Raw genomic sequence first — 20015 nt, forward strand, 5'->3', positions numbered from 1 at the left:
GTGTCAGCGTGGCGGCGAGGCCTGCTCCAGTGGGCGTCCGTGGGCTCGGATCGCGTCCGAGACGGCGATGCCGAGCAGGACCGAGGCAGCTGCTGCAGCGACCCAGAGTGGCGGCAGGCCGACCATCACCGGCGCCATGGCCGCGAGGGCGAGGATCCCGATCGGCCGTGGCCGGGACACGCGGGCGAAGGCCACGTACTCGAATAGTGAGCGCCCGGCGAGGAAGAGCGCGGGCCCGCCGAGGATGGCGCCGACCCAGGCGGGTCTGGTGTGGTCGAATGGATCCATCAAGACGAGCTCGGAACCGGCCGAGGTGGCGAGGATGCCGGCCACCATGAGCAGGTGGGACAACTCGGCCGACCGACCGAGCCGGCCGGGGTCGGCGGACGCTTCGATGGCCTCGCCCAGGATCTGGCCGGCTCGGTAGAAGTAGATCCGCCACAGCAACACCGTCGTGAGGAACGACAACGTAAGGGCCAATGTTCGTTCCGCCACGATCGGACCGCGTAGAAGACTCGAGCCGGAGGTCAGGATCGTCTCACCAAGTGCGACGATGACGAGCTGCCAGTAGCGTTCGGCCAGGTGCTCGCCCGCGACGGCCCACGGGGACACCCGCGAGCGACCCATCCCCGGTACCGGCCAGCCGAGTCTGCCCCCCAGGTAGTCGATCGCCAGGGCCAGCGTCCACAGCGAATTGCGCGTCACCTCCCCCGGTGCGAGGGCTCCGGCGATCCACGGCACCGCCGACGCGCCGAACCAGACGAGCGCCAGCATGTTGACGCGGCGCAGGGCGTCACCCCGCAGGGTGACGACGAAGAAGAGGGTACGGCCCACCTGGATCGCGACGTACGTGCTCGCGAAGAGCAGGCCGGTCTCGGCGAGAGCCCCGGATATCGCGACCGCCAGAAACAGACTCCCGAGCATCGTCGCGAGGACAACGAACTGGATCGCCGGCTGGAACGGGTCGAATCTGCTGGTCGTCCACGACGTCTGAGTCCAGATCCACCAGACGGCCAATAGCAGCAGCAGAGTCTCGCCGTTTTCCGCGAGGGAAGTGGTCAACGTCTCGGCGACGTGACCCCTGGTGTAGTCCAGCACCAACTCGTGCACGATCCGGGTGAGCGCGAATACGTACACCAGATCGAAGAACAGTTCCAGGAACGTCGGCCGCTGCGGACTCTCACGCCTACGCAGCATATTGGCCACTCTGTTCGTCGTCACCGGCCCGTCCGCTTCGTCGGCATGTCGCTGAAGCAGTCGTACCACGTCGCCGCGCCGCCCACGGACAGAACGCACCCTCGATACCTCGCCGTCGCCGCCCGCGCGGCAGCGGCGCGGAGAGCACCGCGATGGACGCTGTCACCACCGTTGAGGCAGGATGCGCGAGATGGTCGCACCGATCCCGCGCCGCGCCGGCGTCGTCGCAACGCTGTCCGTCGTCTTGTTGGCCGGTTGTGGGACCCCGCAGCGGACGACCACCGCCGCACCCACCTCCAGCGTTCCCGACCCGGGCACCGCGGCGGCGCAGAGCGCCGCGCCGACCGTACCGTCGGCGAGCCCGTCCGCACGGACCGGCATCGGCGCCCGCCCGCGCCCGCCCGCCTCGGCGTGCCCCGTGTTCCCCGCCGACAACGTGTGGCACGCCGACGTCTCCCGGCTGCCCGTGCACTCCCGCTCCGCGGCCATCGTCGGCAGCATCGGCCCGGCCGCCGCCGTGCACGCCGACTTCGGCGCCGGCACGTGGCAGGGCGCACCGATCGGCATCCCGGTCACCGTCGTCGGCGCCGGGCAGCGACGGGTGCCGGTCACCTTCTCCTACGGCGACGAGAGCGACGCCGGGCCCTATCCGATCCCGCCGAACGCAGCGATCGAGGGCGGGCCGCGCGGCGACGGTGACCGGCACGTCATCGTCTGGGACCGCGACACGTGCCGCGTTTACGAGCTCTTCGACGCCCACCCGGCCGGAGAAGGCTGGCGAGCAGGGTCCGGGGCGGTCTTCGACCTGCGCTCCAACCGCATGCGGCCGGCCGGTTGGACGTCCGCCGACGCCGCCGGACTCTCGATCCTCGCCGGTCTGGTCCGCTACGACGAGGTGGCCGCCGGACGGATCGACCACGCGATCCGGGTCACCGTGCCACGCACCCGCAGCGGTTGGACCTGGCCAGCGTCGCACTCCGCATCCGTCAACAAGGAGCCCTCGTTGCCTCAGCTGGGTCAGCGACTGCGACTCAAGCGCTCTGTCGACGTCTCCCGGCTACCCCGGCAGGCCAGGATCGTCGCCGAGGCGATGCAGCGGTACGGCGTCATCGTCGCCGATCACGGCTCGGCGTGGTTCATCTCCGGCACACCCGACAGGCGATGGGACAACGACGCGCTGCACACGCTGGGCACTCTGCGCGGCAGCGACTTCGAGGTTGTCGACGCCAGCGAATTGATGGTGAGTCGCAGTTCCGGCGAGACCCGCTGACCTCGCAACAAAGAGTGTGAGTTCGTGGTGGGTGCGTACCGCCGAACGTCGAGCGTCACCAGGAATGCAGCTTGGTGACGGGGCCGCTACATCCAGATGTACTCCTCAGCGATGGCGCCGTCGCGCCATTTCGCCACCGTCACCATCCGGCTGCCGTCTTCCAACTCGCCCACCACGCAGGTCCACTCTCCCGACCCGAAACCGATGGGGTGCGACTTGATCTGGATTGGCGTGCCACCGGTGCTCTCGGCGAACGCTTCCATGGCGTCGATGTGCTCCTGGATGCCGTGGGTCTTCGGTTGCCCTTTCAGGTCCACGAGAACGTCATCCGTGTGGTGGTGGGCGAACACTCCGTGCCAGTCCGCCGAGTTCCATCCCACGAAGTCGAGTTCATCCATGCCCTTCAGATTGCGGGTGACCTGGTCGTCGGTCATGCCAATCCCCCTTCCACGGCCCTTCAGGAGTACAGCTCTGAGTTCACAGCAAGCGTACGGAGACCTGCGGGATCCATCAGGCGAACGTGGCGAGTCGGGGCCGTCGGCGGTGGTCGACAGACCCGATCAGGAGAAGTGCGTCTTCGGCCGGGTCATTCGATCGCCATCGATGATCAGGTCGACCTTCTCGTTGTAGAAGGCGATCAGCCCGGCGATCGGCAGGAGTGCGCTTGTGGGGAAGGTGTACGACCAGGCCAGGTCCGGGTGGACCGTGCCCGCGACACGCACGGACCAGTAGCGGCTGGTCCGGCCCTTGTACGGGCAGGAGCTCTTCGTCTCTGACGGCACGAGGTGCTCGAAGTTCACCTCGGTCTGGTTGAGGTAGTAGCGAGTCGGCAGACCGGTCTCGAAGACCAGCACCGGCGACGCCGACTCGGCCAGCACGACCCCGTCGAGTTCCACCCGTACGCGGCGGGTGGACCGTATCGCGTCCACCCGGGCATACGGGTTCCGAGGGTGTACGAAGATCTCTTCGTCCTCTTCAAACCAGCTGTCCATGGCGGCCCAGTCGAACCGAACGGTGTCCGCCAACCCGGGTAGCGCGTCGTCCCCGTACCACCGGGCGGACGAAGGACGGATCGTCTCGCCGCTCCGCAGCCCATGCACCTGTCCGGTCCCACAGCGGACCTGCTCCGTGCGGTGCTCATCGATCAGGAGGTTGCGGTTCACGTCGGCAGCCGGGATGTAGTAGTGGGGGTAAAGGGGCCACTCCCACACGTACCGCGCCTGTCTGGTGTCCAGCACCAGTTCGCCGGCGAGGTAGGCGCGGATGCGGCGGGGCACCGGCTCAACGCGGTCGTCCGGGGCGATCGCCTTCGGGTAGTCCGGCACGATGTCCTCCAGTTCAGCTTCGGGGGCACTGGCTCAACGATCAGGAGGGCTTGCGTGCCTCGCCGATTCAGTGGGCGCTGACCTGTACCAGTTCGTACGGCGTCAGCGTCCACCCATGACAACGCTCAAGGATGAGAAACATTCGGGGTCAGCCATGCCGACCGACCCTGGTGATGAGTTGTCGCGCCCGTACCCGTCACACCTATGACAGGACACGACGAGGCGGAAGGATGACGTGATGAGTGCGGACACGCGGCTGGAGGAGCTGGGCGTGAGCGGGCTGGGCGTTAGCGGGCTGGGCGAGGTCGATGAGCGGGCGTTCTCGGGGCTGGCGGAGCGGCACCGGCGGGAGCTGCACGTGCACTGCTACCGCATGCTCGGGTCGTTCGAGGACGCCGAGGACACCGTGCAGGAGACGTTCCTGCGTGCCTGGCGGCGGCGGGAGACCTTCGAGGGGCGGTCGACGTTCCGGGCCTGGCTGTACCGGATCGCCACCAACGCCTGCCTGGACCTGCTCGCCAAGTGCCGCCCGGAGCCCGCGACCGGCGGCGAGGTGCTGTGGCTGCAGCCCTACCCGGACCGGCTGCTCGACGAGCTGCCCGCGGGCGACGCGGACGAGCCGGAAACCGTCGCCGTCGCGCGGGAGACGATCGAGCTGGCGTACCTGGTCGCAGTCCAGCACCTCGCGCCGCGCCCGCGGGCCGTGCTGATTCTGCGGGACGTGCTCGGCTGGCCGGCGAAGGACGTCGCGGAGCTGCTCGGGGACTCCGTCAACTCGGTGAACAGCGCGCTGCAGCGGGCCCGCGCCGGCATGCGGGAGCACCTGCCCTCCGAGCGGCAGGACTGGACCGGCGACGAGATGGACGCGGGGACGCGCGAGCTGGTGCGTCGCTTCACCGACGCCAGCGTGGCCACGGACATCGACAGACTCGCCGCACTGCTGCGGGACGACGTCCGCTGCTCGATGCCGCCCACGCCGGGCCTGTTCGTCGGCCGCGACGCGGTGGTGAACGACTGGGTCGAGGACGGCTTCGTGGGCATGAAGGGCCTGCGCGGCGTCCCCACCTCCGTGAACCGGCAGCCCGCCATCGCCTTCTACCTCTGGCGCAAGCGAGAGGGCGCGTACCTGCCGCTGACGGTCGACGTGCTGCGCGTCACCGGCGGGGCGATCACCGAGATCATCACCTTCCACAACGACCAGTTCCCGCGGCTAGGGCTGCCGGAGCGCCTGCCGGCGGACGGCACGGAGTAGTCCTGATGAGGAACGACATGAACAGCATGGATGACACCAGCGTCGTCGCAGGCCCGGCATCGGGCCGGACCAGCCGCACCCGCCGACTCCGCGGGCTCGCCGTCACCGGCTTCCTTGCCACGCTCGCGGCGATGGTGACCACCACCCTCGCCGCTGCGCTCGCCCAGGCCGTTGGCGTCGACTTCGAGATCCCTGATGGCGGCGAGACGATCCCGTTGGCCGGGTTCGCCGTGGTGACCGGCTTCTTCTCGGTCGTGGGCGTCGTCATTGCCGTCGCTCTTCTTCGTTGGAGCGCTCGTCCTGCCGAGCGATTCGTGTGGACGGCAGTGTCGCTGACCGCGATCTCGTTGGTCCCGCCTCTCCTCGCCGGGGCGAACGCCGCCACCACCACCGCTCTCCTCGGGCTACACCTCGTCCCCGCGACGGTGATGATCCCGACCCTGGCGCGGAGCCTCCGCGCCCGGACCGATTGACGACCCCGCAACGGGACAACGCGCGGCGAAGGGCGTACCCGAGCGCACCAACGTGTCCTGCTGCCCTCCATTCAGCGGGTCGCGGCCCGCCGCAGCACGGCGACGATCTCCCCGATGTCGCTCTCGGAGAGCCGGGGCAGTTCGGTGGCGAACTGCTGGTGCGCGGCGGCGATCACTCCCTGCGTCGGCGCGCCGGCTTCGAGCGCCAGCTTCAGATCCTTCGCGGCCAATCCGTACGAGAACTGCGTGGGCGCCTCGGGGCTGTCCACCCGGGCGCGCACCCGCGGCACGAGTGAACCGAGGGCGGTGCCGCTCAGCGCCGCCAAGGTGGTCTCGGTGGACAGCCCGAGCCGATCGCCCAGCGCCAGCGCCTCACCGACAAGCACGAAGGAGCCGCACAGCGCCACGTTGACCACCAGTTTGACGGCCGCGCCCGCACCCAGTGGCCCGACATGCTGGACCTTGCCGAGCACCTCCAGCACCTCGCTCACCCGGGCCAGGGTCTTGTCGCTGCCACCGAAGAGGATCGCCAACTCGCCGGCTGCGGCGGCCGGCAGACTGCCCTTGACCGGGGCGTCCGCGAGGTCCACGTTGGGCAGTCGATCGTGCAGCGAGGCGATGTGGTCGGGGCCCACGGTCGACATGTCGACCAGCGTCGCGGCCGGGTCAAGCGCCGCGGCGGCACCGTGGTCGCCGAAGAGCACCGCGTCCACGGCGGCCGGGCCGGTCAGCATGGTGATCACCACGTCGGCGCCGGCGACCGCCTCGGCGGGAGTCGCGGCCGCCCGGGCCCCCGCCTGCACCAGCGCCGCCGCCTTGTCGGCGGTACGGTTCCAGACCGTCACCTCGTGATCGGCAGCGACCAGCCGACCGGCCATCAGGGATCCCATCCGGCCAAGGCCAATAAACCCGATGCGTGTCATCCGCACAACCTAGCGTCACCCGGTGCGGCGCGGCCCTCCCGCTCACCGACCTCGCCCGTCGGTCGGTCGCGGGTAGGGTTCGGCGGGTGACTGTCGACCGGACGCCGCTCTTCGTGGTCGCCGACGTGCACGGCCACCGTGCCGAACTGCGGAACGCGCTGCACGATGCCGGCCTCACCGACGCGGCCGGGCACTGGTCCGGCGCGGACGCGCGGCTGTGGCTGCTCGGTGACTACGTCGACCGCGGACCCGACGGCATCGGGGTCATCGACGACGTACGGCGGCTGACCGGGCAGGCCGCCGCCGTCGGCGGCCAGGTGCAGGCACTGCTGGGCAACCACGAGGTGCAGTTGCTCGCGGCGTACCTTTTCGACACCACCACCGTGCCCGGCTGGCCGCAGCGGGACGGCTTCCGGGGTGGCTGGGCGCGATTCGGCGGTCGAGACGACGACCTGCGCCGGCTCGGCGACGAGCACATCTCGTGGATCGCCTCCCGGCCGGCCATGGCGGTGGTCGACAACTACCTGCTGGTGCATTCCGACACCACCCGCTACCTGGAGTTCGGCGACAGCGTCGCCGCCGTCAACACCGGGATCGCGGAGGCGCTCGCCAACCGGGACGCCGCCGGCTGGCTGGCGTTCTGCCGACAGATGAGCGACCGTGGCGCGTTCCGGGACAGCGAGCCGGCCAAGCCGGACGACCCGGTGGCCACCATGCTCGGCACGTACGGTGGCGAGGTGCTGGTGCACGGGCACAGCACGCTCACCAAGCACTTCGGGGTGGCCCCCGACGAGGTGCGCGAGGCCCTGCGGTACGCCGACGGCCGCGTCCTCGCCATCGATGGTGGCGTGTACGAGGGCGGCCGGATCCTGGTCACCCGACTCGAGGGCGGATGAAAGCCCCCGCCAGAATTCGGTCGAGGCGGCGTGGTTGTCGGATCACGCGTCGCGCAGCTGCAGCGACAGCAGGCCGATCAGCAGTGCGCCCGCCGCCCACAGGGCCAGGACGCCCAGGCCCTGCCAAGGTCCGACCGTCAGCGACTCCAGCGCCCTCGTCGCCTGGATTTTCAGGCCGGCGGACATCGGTGAGATCCGGTCGATGCGCTTCAGCCACTGGGCGTCCGTGACCACTGCGCTCAGGATCGGCCCGGGGTACAGCAGGATGAGCATCGTGGCGATGGACCCGGCGGTGTCGCGTGACACTGCGGCGACGCCGTAGCTCAGCAGCCGGGCAGGACCTGCCGGGCGACGACCTCGACGAGCACGTCCACGACGCCCTCGGCGCCGGGGCGAGCGGTTTCCTGCTCAAGGACGTCACCGCCGAGCGACTGTTCGACGCCGTCCGGGTCATCGCGGCCGAGCCGGCTGCTGGGCAAGCTGGGCCTGCGGGACCGGGCGCAGGCGATCGTCGTCGCCTACGAGACCGGGCTGGTCATCCCGCGCGGCAACCCGGGCTGACCGGCCCGTGCAGGCCGCGGCCACCGTGGCCGGTGTAGCTGGCCGCGAGAGATCAACGAGCCGGCCTCCGATGAGAAGTCACAAATCAGTCGTACTTTGGACCGATCTGGAGTCGCACCACCGTTCGTACGATGGTCCTATGCACTCTCGCCTGCACGCTGTGTTGGCCGAGCCACGTGTGCCACATGCCCCGTCCCGTGTGTGGCGCGACTGGGCGTTGATCGGCGTCCTGGCGCCGGCGATCGTGGTGGAAGGGGTCTTCCGGCCCGATCTGCCGTGGCGGGTGGGCTGCGTCGTCGTCGCGCTCGCGCTGCTGCCCACACTCCTGTGGCGGCGTACGGAGCCGCTCGCGATGGTGGCGATCGCGTTCGGCTTCACGACGGTCGGCCCATTCGTGCTGCCCGGCGATGCCTGCCAGATGTTCACGGCGAGCTTCCTGGTCCTGCTGGTCTCCGCGCTGTTCCGCTGGGGCTCCGGCCGGGATGCCGTGATCGGTTCGTTCTTCGTGGTCGCCAAGGTGGTCGCCGCCGGCCTGGCCGGCTCTCTCAATGGCGGCGAACTGGTCGCCGGCTTCGCGGTGATGTTCGCCGCCGCCACGCTGGGCACCGCGATCCGCTTCCGCGCCGCCGCCCGGCTGCGCGAGCTCGATCAGGTGAAGCTGTTGGAGCGCGAGCGGCTCGCCCGTGACCTGCACGACACGGTGGCCCACCACGTGTCGGCGATGGCGATCCGCGCCCAGGCCGGCATCGCCGCCTCGGCGAGCCAGCCCGGCGCCGCCGTCGAGGCGCTCCGCGTCATCGAGGCCGAGGCGTCCCGTGCGCTTACCGAGATGCGCGCGATGGTCCGCGTCCTGCGCCGCAACCAGCCCGCCGACCTGGGACCCAGCCCGCAGGTCGCCGACATCGAGCGGCTCGCCGGCCGCTTCCGCACCGGGCCGGCCGTCGACGTGGACTTCCGCGGCGACCTCGGCGACCTTCCGCCCACGGTCGGTTCCGCGCTCTACCGCCTGGCTCAGGAGTCGGTCACCAATGCCCGTCGCCACGCCCGCCACGCCACCCGCATCGAGGTCAGCGTCGCGGCCGACGACACCTCCGTACGCCTGCGGGTCAGCGACGACGGCGAGGCCGGCGCCGCCCGCCCGACCGGCTCGCCCGGTTTCGGCCTGGTGGGCATGATGGAGCGCGCCGACCTGCTCGGCGGCACCTGCGAGGCCGGCCCCAATCCCGACCGTGGGTGGACCGTCACGGCCGTGCTCCCGCGCGAGGGGGTCGGCGCGTGACGGTACGCGTGCTCGTCGCGGACGACCAGGAGATCGTCCGCACCGGCCTCACCATCATCCTGAACACTCAGCCCGGCATCGAGGTCGTCGGTGGGGCTGGCGACGGCCGTCAAGCGGTCGAGCTCGCCCAGCGACTCCGCCCCGACGTGTGTCTCTTCGACATTCGCATGCCCGGCATGGACGGCATCGAGGCCACCCGGGCGCTCGCCGGGCCATCGGTCCCGGAGCCGCTCGCGGTGGTCGTCATCACGACCTTCGACCTCGACGAGTACGTGTACGCGGCACTGCGTGCCGGCGCCCGCGGCTTCCTGCTCAAGGAGGCTGGCCCCGACCTGCTCAGCCAGGCCGTGCACGCGGCCGCCAACGGGGATGCGCTGATCGCGCCGAGCGTCACCACGCGGCTGCTGAAGGCGTTCGCCGACGCGGGTCCAGCCGCGCCGCCGAAGCAGCCCATCGAGGCGCTCACCGACCGGGAGGAGCAGGTACTCGTCGCCGTCGCGCGGGGACGCACCAACAAGGAGATCGCCGACGAGCTCTACATCACGTTGAGCACGGTCAAGTCGCACATCACCAGCCTGATGACCAAGCTCGGTGTGCGTAACCGGGTCGAGGTGGCGATGTGGGCGTACGAGACCAACCGCAGGCGGACACGCTAGTGACCGGCACAAGTACGACGACGGCGTACGACCATGGGCCGGCCCGATTGCGGCCCATGTGCTGATGAGCCGGGGCGGGTGCCGCGTCCACCATCGATGGCATGACGATGCGCGAGTGGCGGCTACCGGCCGCGTTGATCCTGCTGGGCCTGATACCGATGATCGCTGGTGCGGGACGGCTCACCGAGCTGGGCACCGGACCGGAGGTCACCCCGGCGAACGCTCGCTTCGTCGCCGACCCGCTGCCGGTGGTGCTGCACATCGTCGGCGCGGTGGTCTACACGACTCTCGGAGCCTTCCAGTTCGTACCCAGCCTGCGTCGACGCCGCTGGCACCGCCTCGCCGGCCGGGTGCTTGTCCCCTGCGGACTGACGGTCGCGCTCTCCGGCGTCTGGATGGCGTTCGCGTACGACCTTCCGGCCCATGACAACGACGTGCTCGCCGGCATGCGGCTCGTCTTCGGCTCGGCCATGGCCGGCTCGATCCTGCTCGGCCTCGCCGCCGCGCTACGCCGGCACTTCGCACCGCACCGCCGCTGGATGGTGCGCGGCTACGCGATCGGCCTCGGGGCCGGCACCCAGGCGTTCACGCACGCGCCGTACCTGGTCGCGACCGGCGAACAGCCCGATGGGAACGTTCGCGCCGGCCTGGTGCTCGCCGGTTGGTTGATCAACCTTGCCGTGGCCGAGTGGTACCTGCGTCGTCCGGCCCGCGCAACGTCATCTCGACCGGCTCGTCAGCCGCGTGCTGCTGCCCGATGACATCGTCCGACGGCGACCCCGGGGACGACGAGCCGAATCCGCCGGCCACTTGGCTGCCGCCGCTACGAGCCGACCGCCAGTCGTAGTCCGAGCGCGACGAACGCGACCGCGCAGACTCGGTTGATCCGCCGCGGCCAGCGGCCGTCGGCGAGCCGGCCGGCGAGTCGCCCGGCGCCCGCGCCCAAGGCGATGTCGACCGTGAGCTGCACCGTGACGAACAGCGCGCCAAGGAGCACCAGCTGGGCGGTGGTGTTGCCCGCCGCCGGATCGACGAACTGGGGCAGGAACGCCACGCTGAACAAAATCATCTTGGGGTTGAGCAGGTTGGTGACCAGTCCACGCAGGAAGGCGCGCCCGGCACGACCACCGGGCTGCGACGCATCGGAAGCCGAAGTGCCGGCGCCACGCAGGGCCTGCACCGCGAGGATGATCAGGTATGCCGCGCCAAGCCAGCGGATTGCCGTGAACAGCACCGGCGAGGCTGAGATCACCGCGGCGAGACCGCAGACGACCGCCGCCACATGCACCGCCTCCCCCGCGGCGACGCCGAGCGCGGCCACCACCCCGGCGCGAGCGCCGTAGCAGGTGGCGTTGGCCAGCACGAACATCATGTCCGGGCCGGGAGTCACCATGAGGACGACGATCGCGGCCAGGTAGCCGGCCAATGCCGGCACGGAGAGGCCGAGCACGTCTCAGCCCTCCCCGGCGCCGTCAAGCAGCGCCCGCCTCAGAGTCAACCGGTGCTCCCGGCGGATCTCCGCCTCTCGGTACCGGCGCCGGTCACCGTCGGTTTCCGGCAGCAGCGGCGGCACCGTACGCGGCTGGCCGTTGTCATCGATGGCGACCATCACCAGGTGCGCGGTGGCCACGTCGGTGGGCGGCACCGCCCGGTCCCACCGGTCAGCGGTCACCTTGACCGCAACCTCCATCGAGCTGCGCCCGGCCCACGTGATGCGAGCGTCCACATGGACCACGTCGCCAACCCGGACCGCCCGGAGAAACGCGGTCTCGTCGATGGCGGCGGTGACGGCCGGTCCGTCGGAATGGCGGGCGGCGACCACCCCGGCGACGGAGTCGATGAGGTTGAGGATCCGGCCACCGTGCACCGTACCCATGAGGTTGGTGTGGTGCTGATCCATGATCTGCGACAGGGTCAGGTGTGAGGCCGACGGCGCTCGGCCGGCGATCGTGGCGGTGTCGTGCACAGCGGTAGTCCGTCCCTCGGGAAACCACACCGTCGGAACGCGGACACACGCTGACGAGCACGCACCCACGCACAGCGCGCGCGGCACGTCACCCGCTCAGCCCACCCGCGAGGCCGACGGCAGCGCACACGGTTGTGTACGCGGCACGGGCAGGTCTTCGGACTCGTGGGCATGGCCGGCTGCGCCGGTCTCCTACTGGCCGTCGCTTCCCAGGCCTCGGGCCCAGTGCTGATGACGGCGGTCGTTCCCACTCACCGCTGCGGGGCAGTCCCGGACTCACACCGGGTTCCCTCTTACGACGCCCAGCCAGTCACGACCGGGCGAACCAGCGCCGTCAGGAGCATAGCGGGTCCGCGACGCAGCCCAGCCAACGCGACCGCGAGGCAGAGCGGGCGTCGTCATCCACATGATGAAGATATTCAAATCCGTCGTCTTCTTTGACCGCACGCAACTGCCCCTCGTCCTGGGCGTCGACCACCACGTACCTGGCGCGTACGCCGCGGCCGCGCCGCCACCGGCGCAGACCCGGGCAGCGACCAGGCCATTCGAGGTGTCGCTGACCGGCACCGGGTTGATCCAGCGACACCATTCGCGCGTACCGGTGACCGGAGGCCGCGAAAGGCGTCCCGTACGCTCACCCGAACACCTACTACAACCCGTCGTATTGTTTGGCCGCGGATGTCGTAGCCCTTGACGCCGGCGGCACCGGACACGGAGGTACCAGGTGACGGATGGTGACGAAATTACCGCGTGGGCCCTCGCGGCGGGTCGGGGCGACCAGGACACGGCAGCTCGGTTCATCCGCGCCACGCAGCAGCAGGTCCGGCGTTTCCTCGCCGCGCCCGCTGTTGCGGGAACTGTCGCAGCCGGCTTCTAGGCTGGCGTCGTGAGCATGAACGGCAACTGGCTGCGCGTTTCCCCGGACGAACTGGAATGTGCCAGGACCAACCTCGGCTGGGCCTACGAGATCGCGATGACGGAACGGGACGACAACTCCGGACGCTGGACCGCCACCGACAAGGCATGGAACGGGCTCGACTTCCTACTCGACCGGCTTGGCTTCGGGATTCCGCTGGTCCTGGGAGCCGAGAGGTTCGTGGAGTTGCCAGACGTCGAACCCGACAGCGACGAGATGTTCGACTTCCTCGAAAACCTTGAGGACGACTGGGGCTACGGGCCGCCCTCCTATCTGACACCGGTCCAGGTAGCGGCTGCTGCCTCGCAACTGGCCGCACTCACCGAAGACGATCTCATCCGCGGCGTCGACCCGCAGGAGTTGAACCGCGCCGAGATTTACCCTGGTACCTGGGAAAAACCCGGCGAGCTGGCGTGGGTGGCGCACTATCTGCCAGACGCCCGAAGCTTCTTCGCCGCAGCCGCCAAAGACGGCGATGCGGTGATCTGCTGGCTCGACTGAACGCACGCTCATCGGCATAGGGTGCGTCAGGGCCAGTCACGTGACGGCGATAGCCGACCCCTTCGGGTCCGCCGAAGAGGTCACCGCAGCGGATGCGCTGGTCATGGCGCGGTGGTCTTCGGCGGCCCCGTCGGCGCGGCAACCCCGACAACCATGCCCTGATGTCCGCACCGGCTGGGATCACATCAAGGTCGTCGAGTTGTTGAGGCGGTACTCCATCCACGCCACCGAGACTTCCACGCCGCCCGGTAGCGCGTATCGGCCCAGTTCCACGCGCCAGGCATCCTCCAGGTTGGTGGATATCCGGGGGCCGATGACGTCGGGTCTGGTGTCCGCGAATTGACGGAGGACACGGCGGGGAAGAGTGATCTTCCCTCGCCCGCGCAGCGTCGACTCGCCGACATCCCGGCACACCAGGTAGTCGAGATTCGGCTGGGCCCCGATCTCCTTCGCTCCCCCGCGGGCGGGAGCTAGGCCCGTCACCGCGAGTGCGTCCATGAAGGCGATCAGGGGTGCGGCGAGACCGTCGTCGGTGCCCGCGGCCCGCCAGGAGAACCAGAGCGGGATGCGGTCATTCCCCTCGTGTCGAACGAGCATGGTCGGCCCGGTGAGGACCTGATAGTCGCCTGCGCGGTCAGTCAAGCCGGTGAGCTTGTCAAGGCCGGGCTTGCCATTGCCGTTTCCCGTCACCAGCGGCAGGATCTCGGGGAGCAACTCCTGCGGAGCACTGGTCCGGCCCTCCATGTCGTCCCCGCCCGCCGATCGGACACGACGGCGCAGGTCACTCTCGAACTCCTGGGTTCCTCCGGGTGGGAGCCGGTTGACGGCGAGTTGCAGGTGGATGAAGGCGAGGTCGTCCAGCGAGATGATCGAGCAGGCCAGCACACCCAGTTCGGGGAACTCGCGAAGGTAGGACATGATCGCGCTGGTCGATCCGACGCGGGCGGGTCCGACGAAGGTGATGGGCAGGGAACACCGCGGTTCCACGTCGTCCCATCGGGCCCGGGCCGCGTACTTCTCGGCCCTCGACCGGTCGTGCGGGCGGACCAGATACCAGTTGCCTTGCCGGTGGCCCGGCCGGATGTCGGCCCGCCAGAACCCGTAACCGCGTTTGCCGGCGAACTCCGCGAACGCCTCGGAGAGCTTGAGGCGCCGTTCGGCGCCGGCACGTCGGAGCGCCATGGCGAAACGCACCGCGACGACGGATGGTACCGGCCATTCTCCGTCGTCGGGCCGAGCGGGCAGCTGAACCGGGCCCTGCACGGACAGTAGAGGTGCCTTGTGCTCGGCGGCGATCCTCGATACCTCCGCGATCAACTCGGCGATCGCCCGGCTCTGGAAGCTCGAGCGCCGGGTGGTCTTCTCCTGAATCAGGATGAGGCCCTCGAACTTCTGCCCCGACTCGTAGATGAAGGTCGGGTTGGGCCACGCGGTGCCCTGGAAGACCCACGAGTCGGACGACCGGTCATCGACTCTGAGTGCCACCGGAAGATCGCTGCCCCGGCGCCGGCGCTGCATGCCCTGCGGGAGTGCGCCGACGTACGTCCCGATGACCAGCCCGACCCCGTGCGCGGCGGCGGAGAGGGTCTCGCGCGGAGTCTGGCCCGGTGGTGGCGGCGCTTCGCGGCTGCCGTTCGCCATGCCATGGTCGGGTTGCGGTAGCGGAGACCGGCCGGCAGCAACCCGGTCGTCGAACAGGTCACGGAGGTAGCCGCCCCGGTCCAGGACGTGGTGCACCTCGAAGTTCACCTGCATCAGGGACTGCCTCGCCATCAGAAATCCGGCTCGGGCGAGATCGGCCAGCGCGGCGGGGGAGGCTTCTTCTTCGTCACTCATGATGCCATCCAGTCGATTGGAAAACGGCGTCCGTCGGCACTGGCTTGGCGGCCGGCGTAAGAAGCCATCTCGGAGCAGACAGGCGGGCGGGTGCGAGGTCGCGGTGCTTGGCAAGGCGCCGGTGCAGGATGGCCGCCGCCAGAAGAGGCAGCGCCGTCGTCAGGGCGAGCATCCCGCCCAGCGCGGGGCCGTGGACGTCGGTGGCGATGACGGCGGAGGCTCCCACGGCCGACGCGATGGACAGGTGCGCCAGGCGCCGGGACTGTCGCCGAAGGTGCCCGAGAATCGTGTGTCGCATCGGGAGGTCGAGCCTCGTGTAGAGGAATCCGGGCACCAGCAGCAGTACCGCGACCACCGCGTCCGCGTTCGAGGATCCGTTGGCGGAACGGCCGTAGGGCCACGGACTTCCGGCGAGCAGAGCGCCGACCAGGTAGATCGTGGTGGCCACGGCGAGGGCGAAGGCGATGACGCTGCCTGGGCGCACCCCGGTCGCGTCTCGCAGGGTCAGCGTGCAGGTCACGGAGGTGTGTTCGCCGTCGGACGATCGGGGTGAGGTGCGCCGCCAGTAGGCGTGCGCCCGGCTGCTCGCCTGGTCGTTCTCCACGGAGAAGTCGGAACCGAGCTGCTGTGCTTCGATCTCGTCGGCCGCCTGATCGAGATTGTCGGCGGTCAGGGTGGGGTTGGTCAGCAGGGGCGCCTCGATCCTGTCCTGCTCGTTGACCAGCGGCTCAGCCGACAGGTAGAGGTCCGCCAACCGGCTGCTGCCCCGAAGCGCGGCGTCCGTCATCTCCAGCCCGGCCTGGCTGGCGTCCCATCGCCGGGATCGGAGAAGTTCGGAGAGGCGACCCAGCGCTGACTGCAGTTCGAGTTCCAGGAGGCGGGCCTCGGTCTGCCGCCCCGGCTTGTGCCTGCGTTGCCGGTCGGCGAGGGCGCGCAGATCCGCGGTCAACTCCGTCGCGTTCGCCTCGTCCACGTCGGTCACGAGAGACATCGCCTCGATATGGACGCCGGGCTCGGTTTCGGCGACCACGTGGTAGGAGCGCAGGCTCGCGGGGATCCGCGCCAGGTACTGGATGCGGTAACGGGCCGAAGTCGAGCGGGACCAGACGCTGGCGCGGTCGGCGGCGCGGCCCTGCTCGGTCAGATGTACCGGCGCGTCGTAGCTCAGCAGGTGGTCGTCCTTGGTCAGGTCGAGGGCGGTGACCAGGAGGTAGTTGTTGAGGGCCACGTCGAGCAGGTCCGCGTACGACTCGAGCTGCGGCTCGTACTGGCGCAGCACGGACACGACGAGTTCTCGGCAGTCGTGGGCTTCGGAGGTGCCGGCTGGCGGGGGCCGAAGGATGCGGTGCTCGCCCTGCTCGACGTCACCCAACGGCCTGCTGCGTTCGGTCAAGAGCGCGAGCAGGGCGGCCTGTAGCAGCCATCGGGCCTGTTCCTCGCGGAGTAGCCGGCTCACGTTGGACGGTTGGCGCGACTCCGGCCGGCTGGACAGGATGCCCTTCAACAGTCGGTACAGACCCGACGCGAGCAGTCGGGACGTCTCGTACTGGGTCAGGCGGGGAAGTTTGTTCCCGGCCGCGTCAACGACGTCGATCGGCGAGACGCTCAACCTCGAGATGCGCGTCACCGGTACCCAGATGGTGGGCGTAGCGGGTTGCTCCTGTTCCGGGTCCCGGGCGCTGCGGCTGCTGAGGCGTTGGAACAGGTGGCTGGCCTCGCGCTGGCTCGGGTCCAGCAGGCTCAACCGGACGTCCACCTCGGTGGTCCTGCTCGCCACGCCGTGCTCGACGAAGGAGAGCCGTTCGGTGAGCCGGCGAATGTGGTTCTGCCGCAACGCCATGTCGAGGAAGGCGAGACCTACGGCGGCCCCCTCGCGGGACAACGGGGGCGGCGCCCACGGCACCGGCACGGTCCGGATCGCCTGCTCGAGCGACGGCATACGCGGTGACTGGACCGGCTCCGGACCCACGCCCTCGGTGTCGCCGCGCTGCGCTGGGATACGGGACATCGACCCGGCCGTTGCGACCAGCTCGGATACCTTCCTGGTGCGAATGATCTCCATCCGTCCTCCCTGCTGACGTCCGGGCCACCCCTTGCCAACCAACACCGAATCCATGGCGGAATGACCGTGACTCGACCTGGAGCTTTCACTCGGATATTGGCGGTCCTGGTTGGGCGGTCAGTCAAAGGTACGTTCAGTGTCAGTTCGTGGCTGCGCTGTTGCACTCCGCTGAACGGCGTGCAATAAATGCGCTGTGGGGAGCGGGAGTCGACTCACTGGGCGTCGAGGCCGACCGCCCCGCTCACCGCGCCAGACACCCGTCCGACCCGGCTGGCCACCGCACCAGGACCGGGCCGCATGGCTGCTCCGCGTCAACCGGCTGCATGGGCAAGAAGAAGACTGGGCGGCAGCCACCGGGTTCGCGGACGCATTCCAGGGCGGTTGCTGGCAGGAACGCACCAGCGTCTACCGCATTTCCCGCTGGGAAACGGCTGCGGTACGTGTTCCGTTCCTGGCCGTACGGCGCTACGAGCAGTTGCTTGACCTTCCTGACGGCAGTCTCACTGCACTTCTTGACACCATTTACCGGTACTTCGCACCGGATGTCAGCGCTTCTCCCCTGCTAGCCAGAGGTGCAAATCCGCACGCCACCGAAAAGCTGGCGCGCATTGAGCAACTGCTGGAGCTCATCCTCTCCGACAGCATCGTGACCGGGTCGGAATGGGACGAGCTGACCACACAGCTGGCCGCGGCCCCCCGCCAGGTCATCACGCCACGCTCGGCCTGGCGCGAGATGGCGCAGCGACTGCTGTCAGAGATGATCATCGCCGACGGGCTGGCATGGATGCAGCGTCACGAAGCGCTCAATCGGCTCCTGGCTCACCCCGTCGGCCAACAGGCCGCCATCGCCGCCTGCGCCGACCTCGCGGCCGACCGAACGGGTCAGGTCTTCGTCGAGACGGTGAGCATCCTCGACGGCAGCTCCCATCCGGACGCGAGCCGGCACCTACTCGCGCAACTCGCCAACCCCACCAACGACCGGGCTCAGTACGGAGCCCTGCTCGGCTGCGTCCGGAAGCTGCGGTACGGACACTTCACCAGACCGCAGCTACAGCGGCTCCTACCGGTCGTCCAAGACCTGGTGCTCGACCCTGCCACCTACGAGAGGGCGCAGCCGCTCGCCGCCGAGCTGCTACGGCGGCTGCCAACGGACTCCGCACGGTCCACGGCGCAACTCGGCCGGGCGCTGACCCTCGGCCCGGCCCGGCCGGCGCTGGAGGCCGAACGCCCTGCCGACGAGGACGCAGCCCAGGTACTGGTCACCCGGCTCGTGGGCGCGACGTTGGTCCGGACACCGTTCGTGGTGCCCAATTTCCACGACCGGCTGCTCCCGGCGTTGTTGGACGAGATGCTGTTCAGCCCGGTCTTCGACGTCCGGATGTACGCCGCGATGCTGCTCTCCGGCACGCCGTATCGTCAGCCTCTCGCCGCGGCGCTCGCCTCCGAGCTGGCCATCAGCGCCGCCAGCGGCCCGACAGAAGAGGCGCTGACCATTATCGAGGCGCTCCGGATCGTCGGCACGTCGGAGCAGCGCCCCATGATCGAACGATTGACCACAGCAACCGGGCTCCCTTCGGTTATCGCCCTCGCCGCTACTCAGGCGATCGGGCACATCGGTGGCCGCAGCAGCGATCACTACTGGACACAGGCGATAGAGCACCACACCCGCCGGTGGCGACAGAGCCGGAGCAACACCCACGCGAGCGCCTTGATTGGACTGGTCTACGCCCTGGGCATCGCACGCAACGAGCGGATGCTTCAGCTCGTGCGGAACGACGCCACCCTTCCTGCCGAACCCCGAGCCGCGGCATCGTGGTGGCTGAACCTGCCTCGGCGCATCCTCGACAGCGCCCTCCGGTGAGGGTCTGTGCCTCACGTCCGCCGATCCGATATTCGCTCAGGCCAGCCCAAGTGGATCATGTACTAAATTGTGTCCGAGGGGCGACGTCGACCACTGATCCATGGTCGTCGATCTGAATGCCGGAACGGGTGGCCCGTTCCGCGCCCCAGTCATAGAGCGCCTGCAAGACCGGCGCCAGACTGCGGCCCTCGTCCGTGAGGCAGTACTCGACGTGCGGCGGGACGGTCCCGTGGTCTTGCCGTGCGACGAGGCCGTCCGCCTCAAGTTCTCGTAGCCGCTGGGTGAGCATCTTCTCGCTCACGCCGGGCATGCGCCGGCGCAGTTCCCCATAGCGGTGCACGCCCTCTTTGAGGTGCGCCAAGATCACCGTGCGCCACTTGCCCCCGAGCAGGTCGACGGTCAGCTCCACCGGGCAGCGATACCGCTCGGCCATCGTCACCTCCGTGCCGGGCACGCACCCAATGGTGCGTACTTGATCATCACATCCGAGTGTGCTGGGCTGTTCCCCATGGTGACCGAGTACATCAGGTACCGCCTGCCGCAGGAGCGGCTGGACGGCTTCGAGGCCGCATACGATCGGGCCGCCGCCGCGTTACGCGCCGCGCCGCAATGTGTCGACTACGAGCTCATGCGCAGCATGGATGATCCCTGCCGGTACATCCTGCGCATCACCTGGACGTCCGCGGACGACCACCTCCGCGCTTTCCGGGGCGGGCCGCACTTCGACGCGTTCTTCGGCGAGATCCGCCCCTACGTCCAGGACATCGAGGAGATGACCCACTACGCACCGACGCCGGTCGCCGGACCGGGTGGCGGCGCACCACCCATGCTGTACGCGTGGGCCGGCGGCACGGACGCGTTCGTGCGGCTGTGCGACGCGTTCTACCAGCTGGTGGTCACCGACGATCTGCTGGCGCCGCTATTCGCGCACATAGACCCCGACCACGCCAGGCACGTGGCGACGTGGCTGGCCGAGGTGTTCGGCGGCCCGGCGACGTACAGCGCCGAGCGCGGCGGCTATCCGACCATGCTGAACCACCA

20 protein-coding genes, 2 pseudogenes and 1 riboswitch are annotated in these 20015 nt (G+C 69.4%); of the genes and pseudogenes, 12 read left to right on the forward strand and 10 right to left on the reverse strand.

What is annotated here, in order from left to right:
* Positions 1-3 precede the first annotated feature (3 nt).
* A complete protein-coding gene (locus ACWD5O_RS20305) occupies positions 4-1197 on the reverse strand; it encodes a low temperature requirement protein A (protein ID WP_450086220.1) in 1194 nt (397 codons plus the stop codon).
* A 190-nt stretch (positions 1198-1387) separates the two neighbouring features.
* On the opposite strand from ACWD5O_RS20305, the gene ACWD5O_RS20310 reads away from it, so the two are divergent.
* Positions 1388-2467: a hypothetical protein gene (locus ACWD5O_RS20310; protein WP_450086221.1), complete on the forward strand. Its 1080-nt coding sequence runs from the start codon at positions 1388-1390 to the stop codon at positions 2465-2467.
* Positions 2468-2553: 86 nt separating this feature from the next.
* On the opposite strand, the gene ACWD5O_RS20315 is transcribed toward ACWD5O_RS20310, so the two are convergent.
* Both ACWD5O_RS20315 and ACWD5O_RS20320 read right to left on the reverse strand, forming a co-directional pair.
* A complete protein-coding gene (locus tag ACWD5O_RS20315) occupies positions 2554-2901 on the reverse strand; it encodes a hypothetical protein (RefSeq protein ID WP_354965856.1) in 348 nt (115 codons plus the stop codon).
* A gap of 126 nt (positions 2902-3027) precedes the next feature.
* Positions 3028-3792: a DUF427 domain-containing protein gene (locus ACWD5O_RS20320; RefSeq protein WP_450086222.1), complete on the reverse strand. Its 765-nt coding sequence runs from the start codon at positions 3790-3792 to the stop codon at positions 3028-3030.
* A gap of 238 nt (positions 3793-4030) precedes the next feature.
* Between ACWD5O_RS20320 and ACWD5O_RS20325 the strand changes: the two genes are divergently transcribed.
* Positions 4031-5044, forward strand: a complete 1014-nt coding sequence (locus tag ACWD5O_RS20325) for an RNA polymerase subunit sigma-70 (RefSeq protein WP_450086223.1) — start codon at positions 4031-4033, stop codon at positions 5042-5044.
* A 17-nt stretch (positions 5045-5061) separates the two neighbouring features.
* Positions 5062-5517: a DUF6069 family protein gene (locus ACWD5O_RS20330; protein ID WP_450086224.1), complete on the forward strand. Its 456-nt coding sequence runs from the start codon at positions 5062-5064 to the stop codon at positions 5515-5517.
* A 71-nt stretch (positions 5518-5588) separates the two neighbouring features.
* On the opposite strand, the gene ACWD5O_RS20335 is transcribed toward ACWD5O_RS20330, so the two are convergent.
* On the reverse strand, positions 5589-6440 hold the full coding sequence (locus tag ACWD5O_RS20335) for an NAD(P)-dependent oxidoreductase (RefSeq protein WP_450086225.1): 852 nt from the start codon (positions 6438-6440) through the stop codon (positions 5589-5591).
* A gap of 86 nt (positions 6441-6526) precedes the next feature.
* Here ACWD5O_RS20335 and ACWD5O_RS20340 point away from each other — a divergent pair, with 86 nt between their 5' ends.
* The gene (locus tag ACWD5O_RS20340) at positions 6527-7336 is read left to right on the forward strand and encodes a metallophosphoesterase (RefSeq protein WP_450086226.1); all 810 of its coding nucleotides are present in this window, start codon (positions 6527-6529) and stop codon (positions 7334-7336) included.
* Positions 7337-7378: 42 nt separating this feature from the next.
* Here the strand turns inward: ACWD5O_RS20340 and ACWD5O_RS20345 are convergent, their stop codons facing one another.
* Positions 7379-7609: a hypothetical protein gene (locus ACWD5O_RS20345; protein ID WP_450086227.1), complete on the reverse strand. Its 231-nt coding sequence runs from the start codon at positions 7607-7609 to the stop codon at positions 7379-7381.
* A gap of 80 nt (positions 7610-7689) precedes the next feature.
* Between ACWD5O_RS20345 and ACWD5O_RS20350 the strand changes: the two are divergent.
* The 4 genes and pseudogenes from ACWD5O_RS20350 to ACWD5O_RS20365 form a co-directional block, all read left to right on the forward strand.
* Positions 7690-7897, forward strand: a pseudogene (locus tag ACWD5O_RS20350) (hypothetical protein); the annotation flags it as partial.
* A gap of 139 nt (positions 7898-8036) precedes the next feature.
* A complete protein-coding gene (locus tag ACWD5O_RS20355) occupies positions 8037-9176 on the forward strand; it encodes a sensor histidine kinase (protein ID WP_450086228.1) in 1140 nt (379 codons plus the stop codon).
* Positions 9173-9832 (forward strand): response regulator, encoded by a 660-nt coding sequence (locus ACWD5O_RS20360; protein ID WP_450086229.1) that lies wholly within the window; start codon positions 9173-9175, stop codon positions 9830-9832. The genes ACWD5O_RS20355 and ACWD5O_RS20360 overlap by 4 nt, the downstream gene beginning before the upstream one ends.
* A 101-nt stretch (positions 9833-9933) precedes the next feature.
* Entirely contained in the window at positions 9934-10593 is a 660-nt protein-coding gene (locus ACWD5O_RS20365; RefSeq protein WP_450086230.1) for a DUF2306 domain-containing protein, read from the forward strand.
* 62 nt (positions 10594-10655) lie between these two features.
* Here ACWD5O_RS20365 and ACWD5O_RS20370 read toward each other — a convergent pair whose 3' ends face one another.
* A complete protein-coding gene (locus tag ACWD5O_RS20370; RefSeq protein ID WP_450086231.1) occupies positions 10656-11282 on the reverse strand; it encodes a LysE family translocator in 627 nt (208 codons plus the stop codon).
* A gap of 3 nt (positions 11283-11285) precedes the next feature.
* The gene (locus ACWD5O_RS20375) at positions 11286-11732 is read right to left on the reverse strand and encodes an acyl-CoA thioesterase (protein ID WP_387330319.1); all 447 of its coding nucleotides are present in this window, start codon (positions 11730-11732) and stop codon (positions 11286-11288) included.
* Positions 11733-11929: 197 nt separating this feature from the next.
* Positions 11930-12143: riboswitch (cobalamin riboswitch) on the reverse strand.
* A 379-nt stretch (positions 12144-12522) separates the two neighbouring features.
* Between ACWD5O_RS20375 and ACWD5O_RS20380 the strand changes: the two are divergent.
* A pseudogene (locus ACWD5O_RS20380) lies at positions 12523-12639 on the forward strand (RNA polymerase subunit sigma); the annotation flags it as partial.
* A 51-nt stretch (positions 12640-12690) separates the two neighbouring features.
* A complete protein-coding gene (locus ACWD5O_RS20385) occupies positions 12691-13215 on the forward strand; it encodes a DUF1877 family protein (RefSeq protein ID WP_450086238.1) in 525 nt (174 codons plus the stop codon).
* A 180-nt stretch (positions 13216-13395) separates the two neighbouring features.
* On the opposite strand, the gene ACWD5O_RS20390 is transcribed toward ACWD5O_RS20385, so the two are convergent.
* Both ACWD5O_RS20390 and ACWD5O_RS20395 read right to left on the reverse strand, forming a co-directional pair.
* A complete protein-coding gene (locus ACWD5O_RS20390) occupies positions 13396-15051 on the reverse strand; it encodes a hypothetical protein (RefSeq protein WP_450086232.1) in 1656 nt (551 codons plus the stop codon).
* Positions 15044-17113, reverse strand: coding sequence for a hypothetical protein (locus ACWD5O_RS20395; RefSeq protein WP_450086233.1), 2070 nt, complete (start codon positions 17111-17113; stop codon positions 15044-15046). Before ACWD5O_RS20395 ends, ACWD5O_RS20390 begins: the two co-directional genes overlap by 8 nt.
* A gap of 475 nt (positions 17114-17588) precedes the next feature.
* On the opposite strand from ACWD5O_RS20395, the gene ACWD5O_RS20400 reads away from it, so the two are divergent.
* Positions 17589-18974: a hypothetical protein gene (locus ACWD5O_RS20400; protein ID WP_450086234.1), complete on the forward strand. Its 1386-nt coding sequence runs from the start codon at positions 17589-17591 to the stop codon at positions 18972-18974.
* A 55-nt stretch (positions 18975-19029) separates the two neighbouring features.
* On the opposite strand, the gene ACWD5O_RS20405 is transcribed toward ACWD5O_RS20400, so the two are convergent.
* Positions 19030-19428 carry a winged helix-turn-helix transcriptional regulator gene (locus tag ACWD5O_RS20405; RefSeq protein WP_450086235.1) on the reverse strand — a complete coding sequence of 133 codons (399 nt, stop codon included), beginning with the start codon at positions 19426-19428 and terminating at the stop codon, positions 19030-19032.
* An 18-nt stretch (positions 19429-19446) separates the two neighbouring features.
* Between ACWD5O_RS20405 and ACWD5O_RS20410 the strand changes: the two genes are divergently transcribed.
* Positions 19447-20015: antibiotic biosynthesis monooxygenase (locus tag ACWD5O_RS20410; protein WP_450086236.1), on the forward strand; the 569-nt coding region annotated here is incomplete at its 3' end.

This window comes from Micromonospora sp. NPDC005161 (assembly GCF_053599855.1).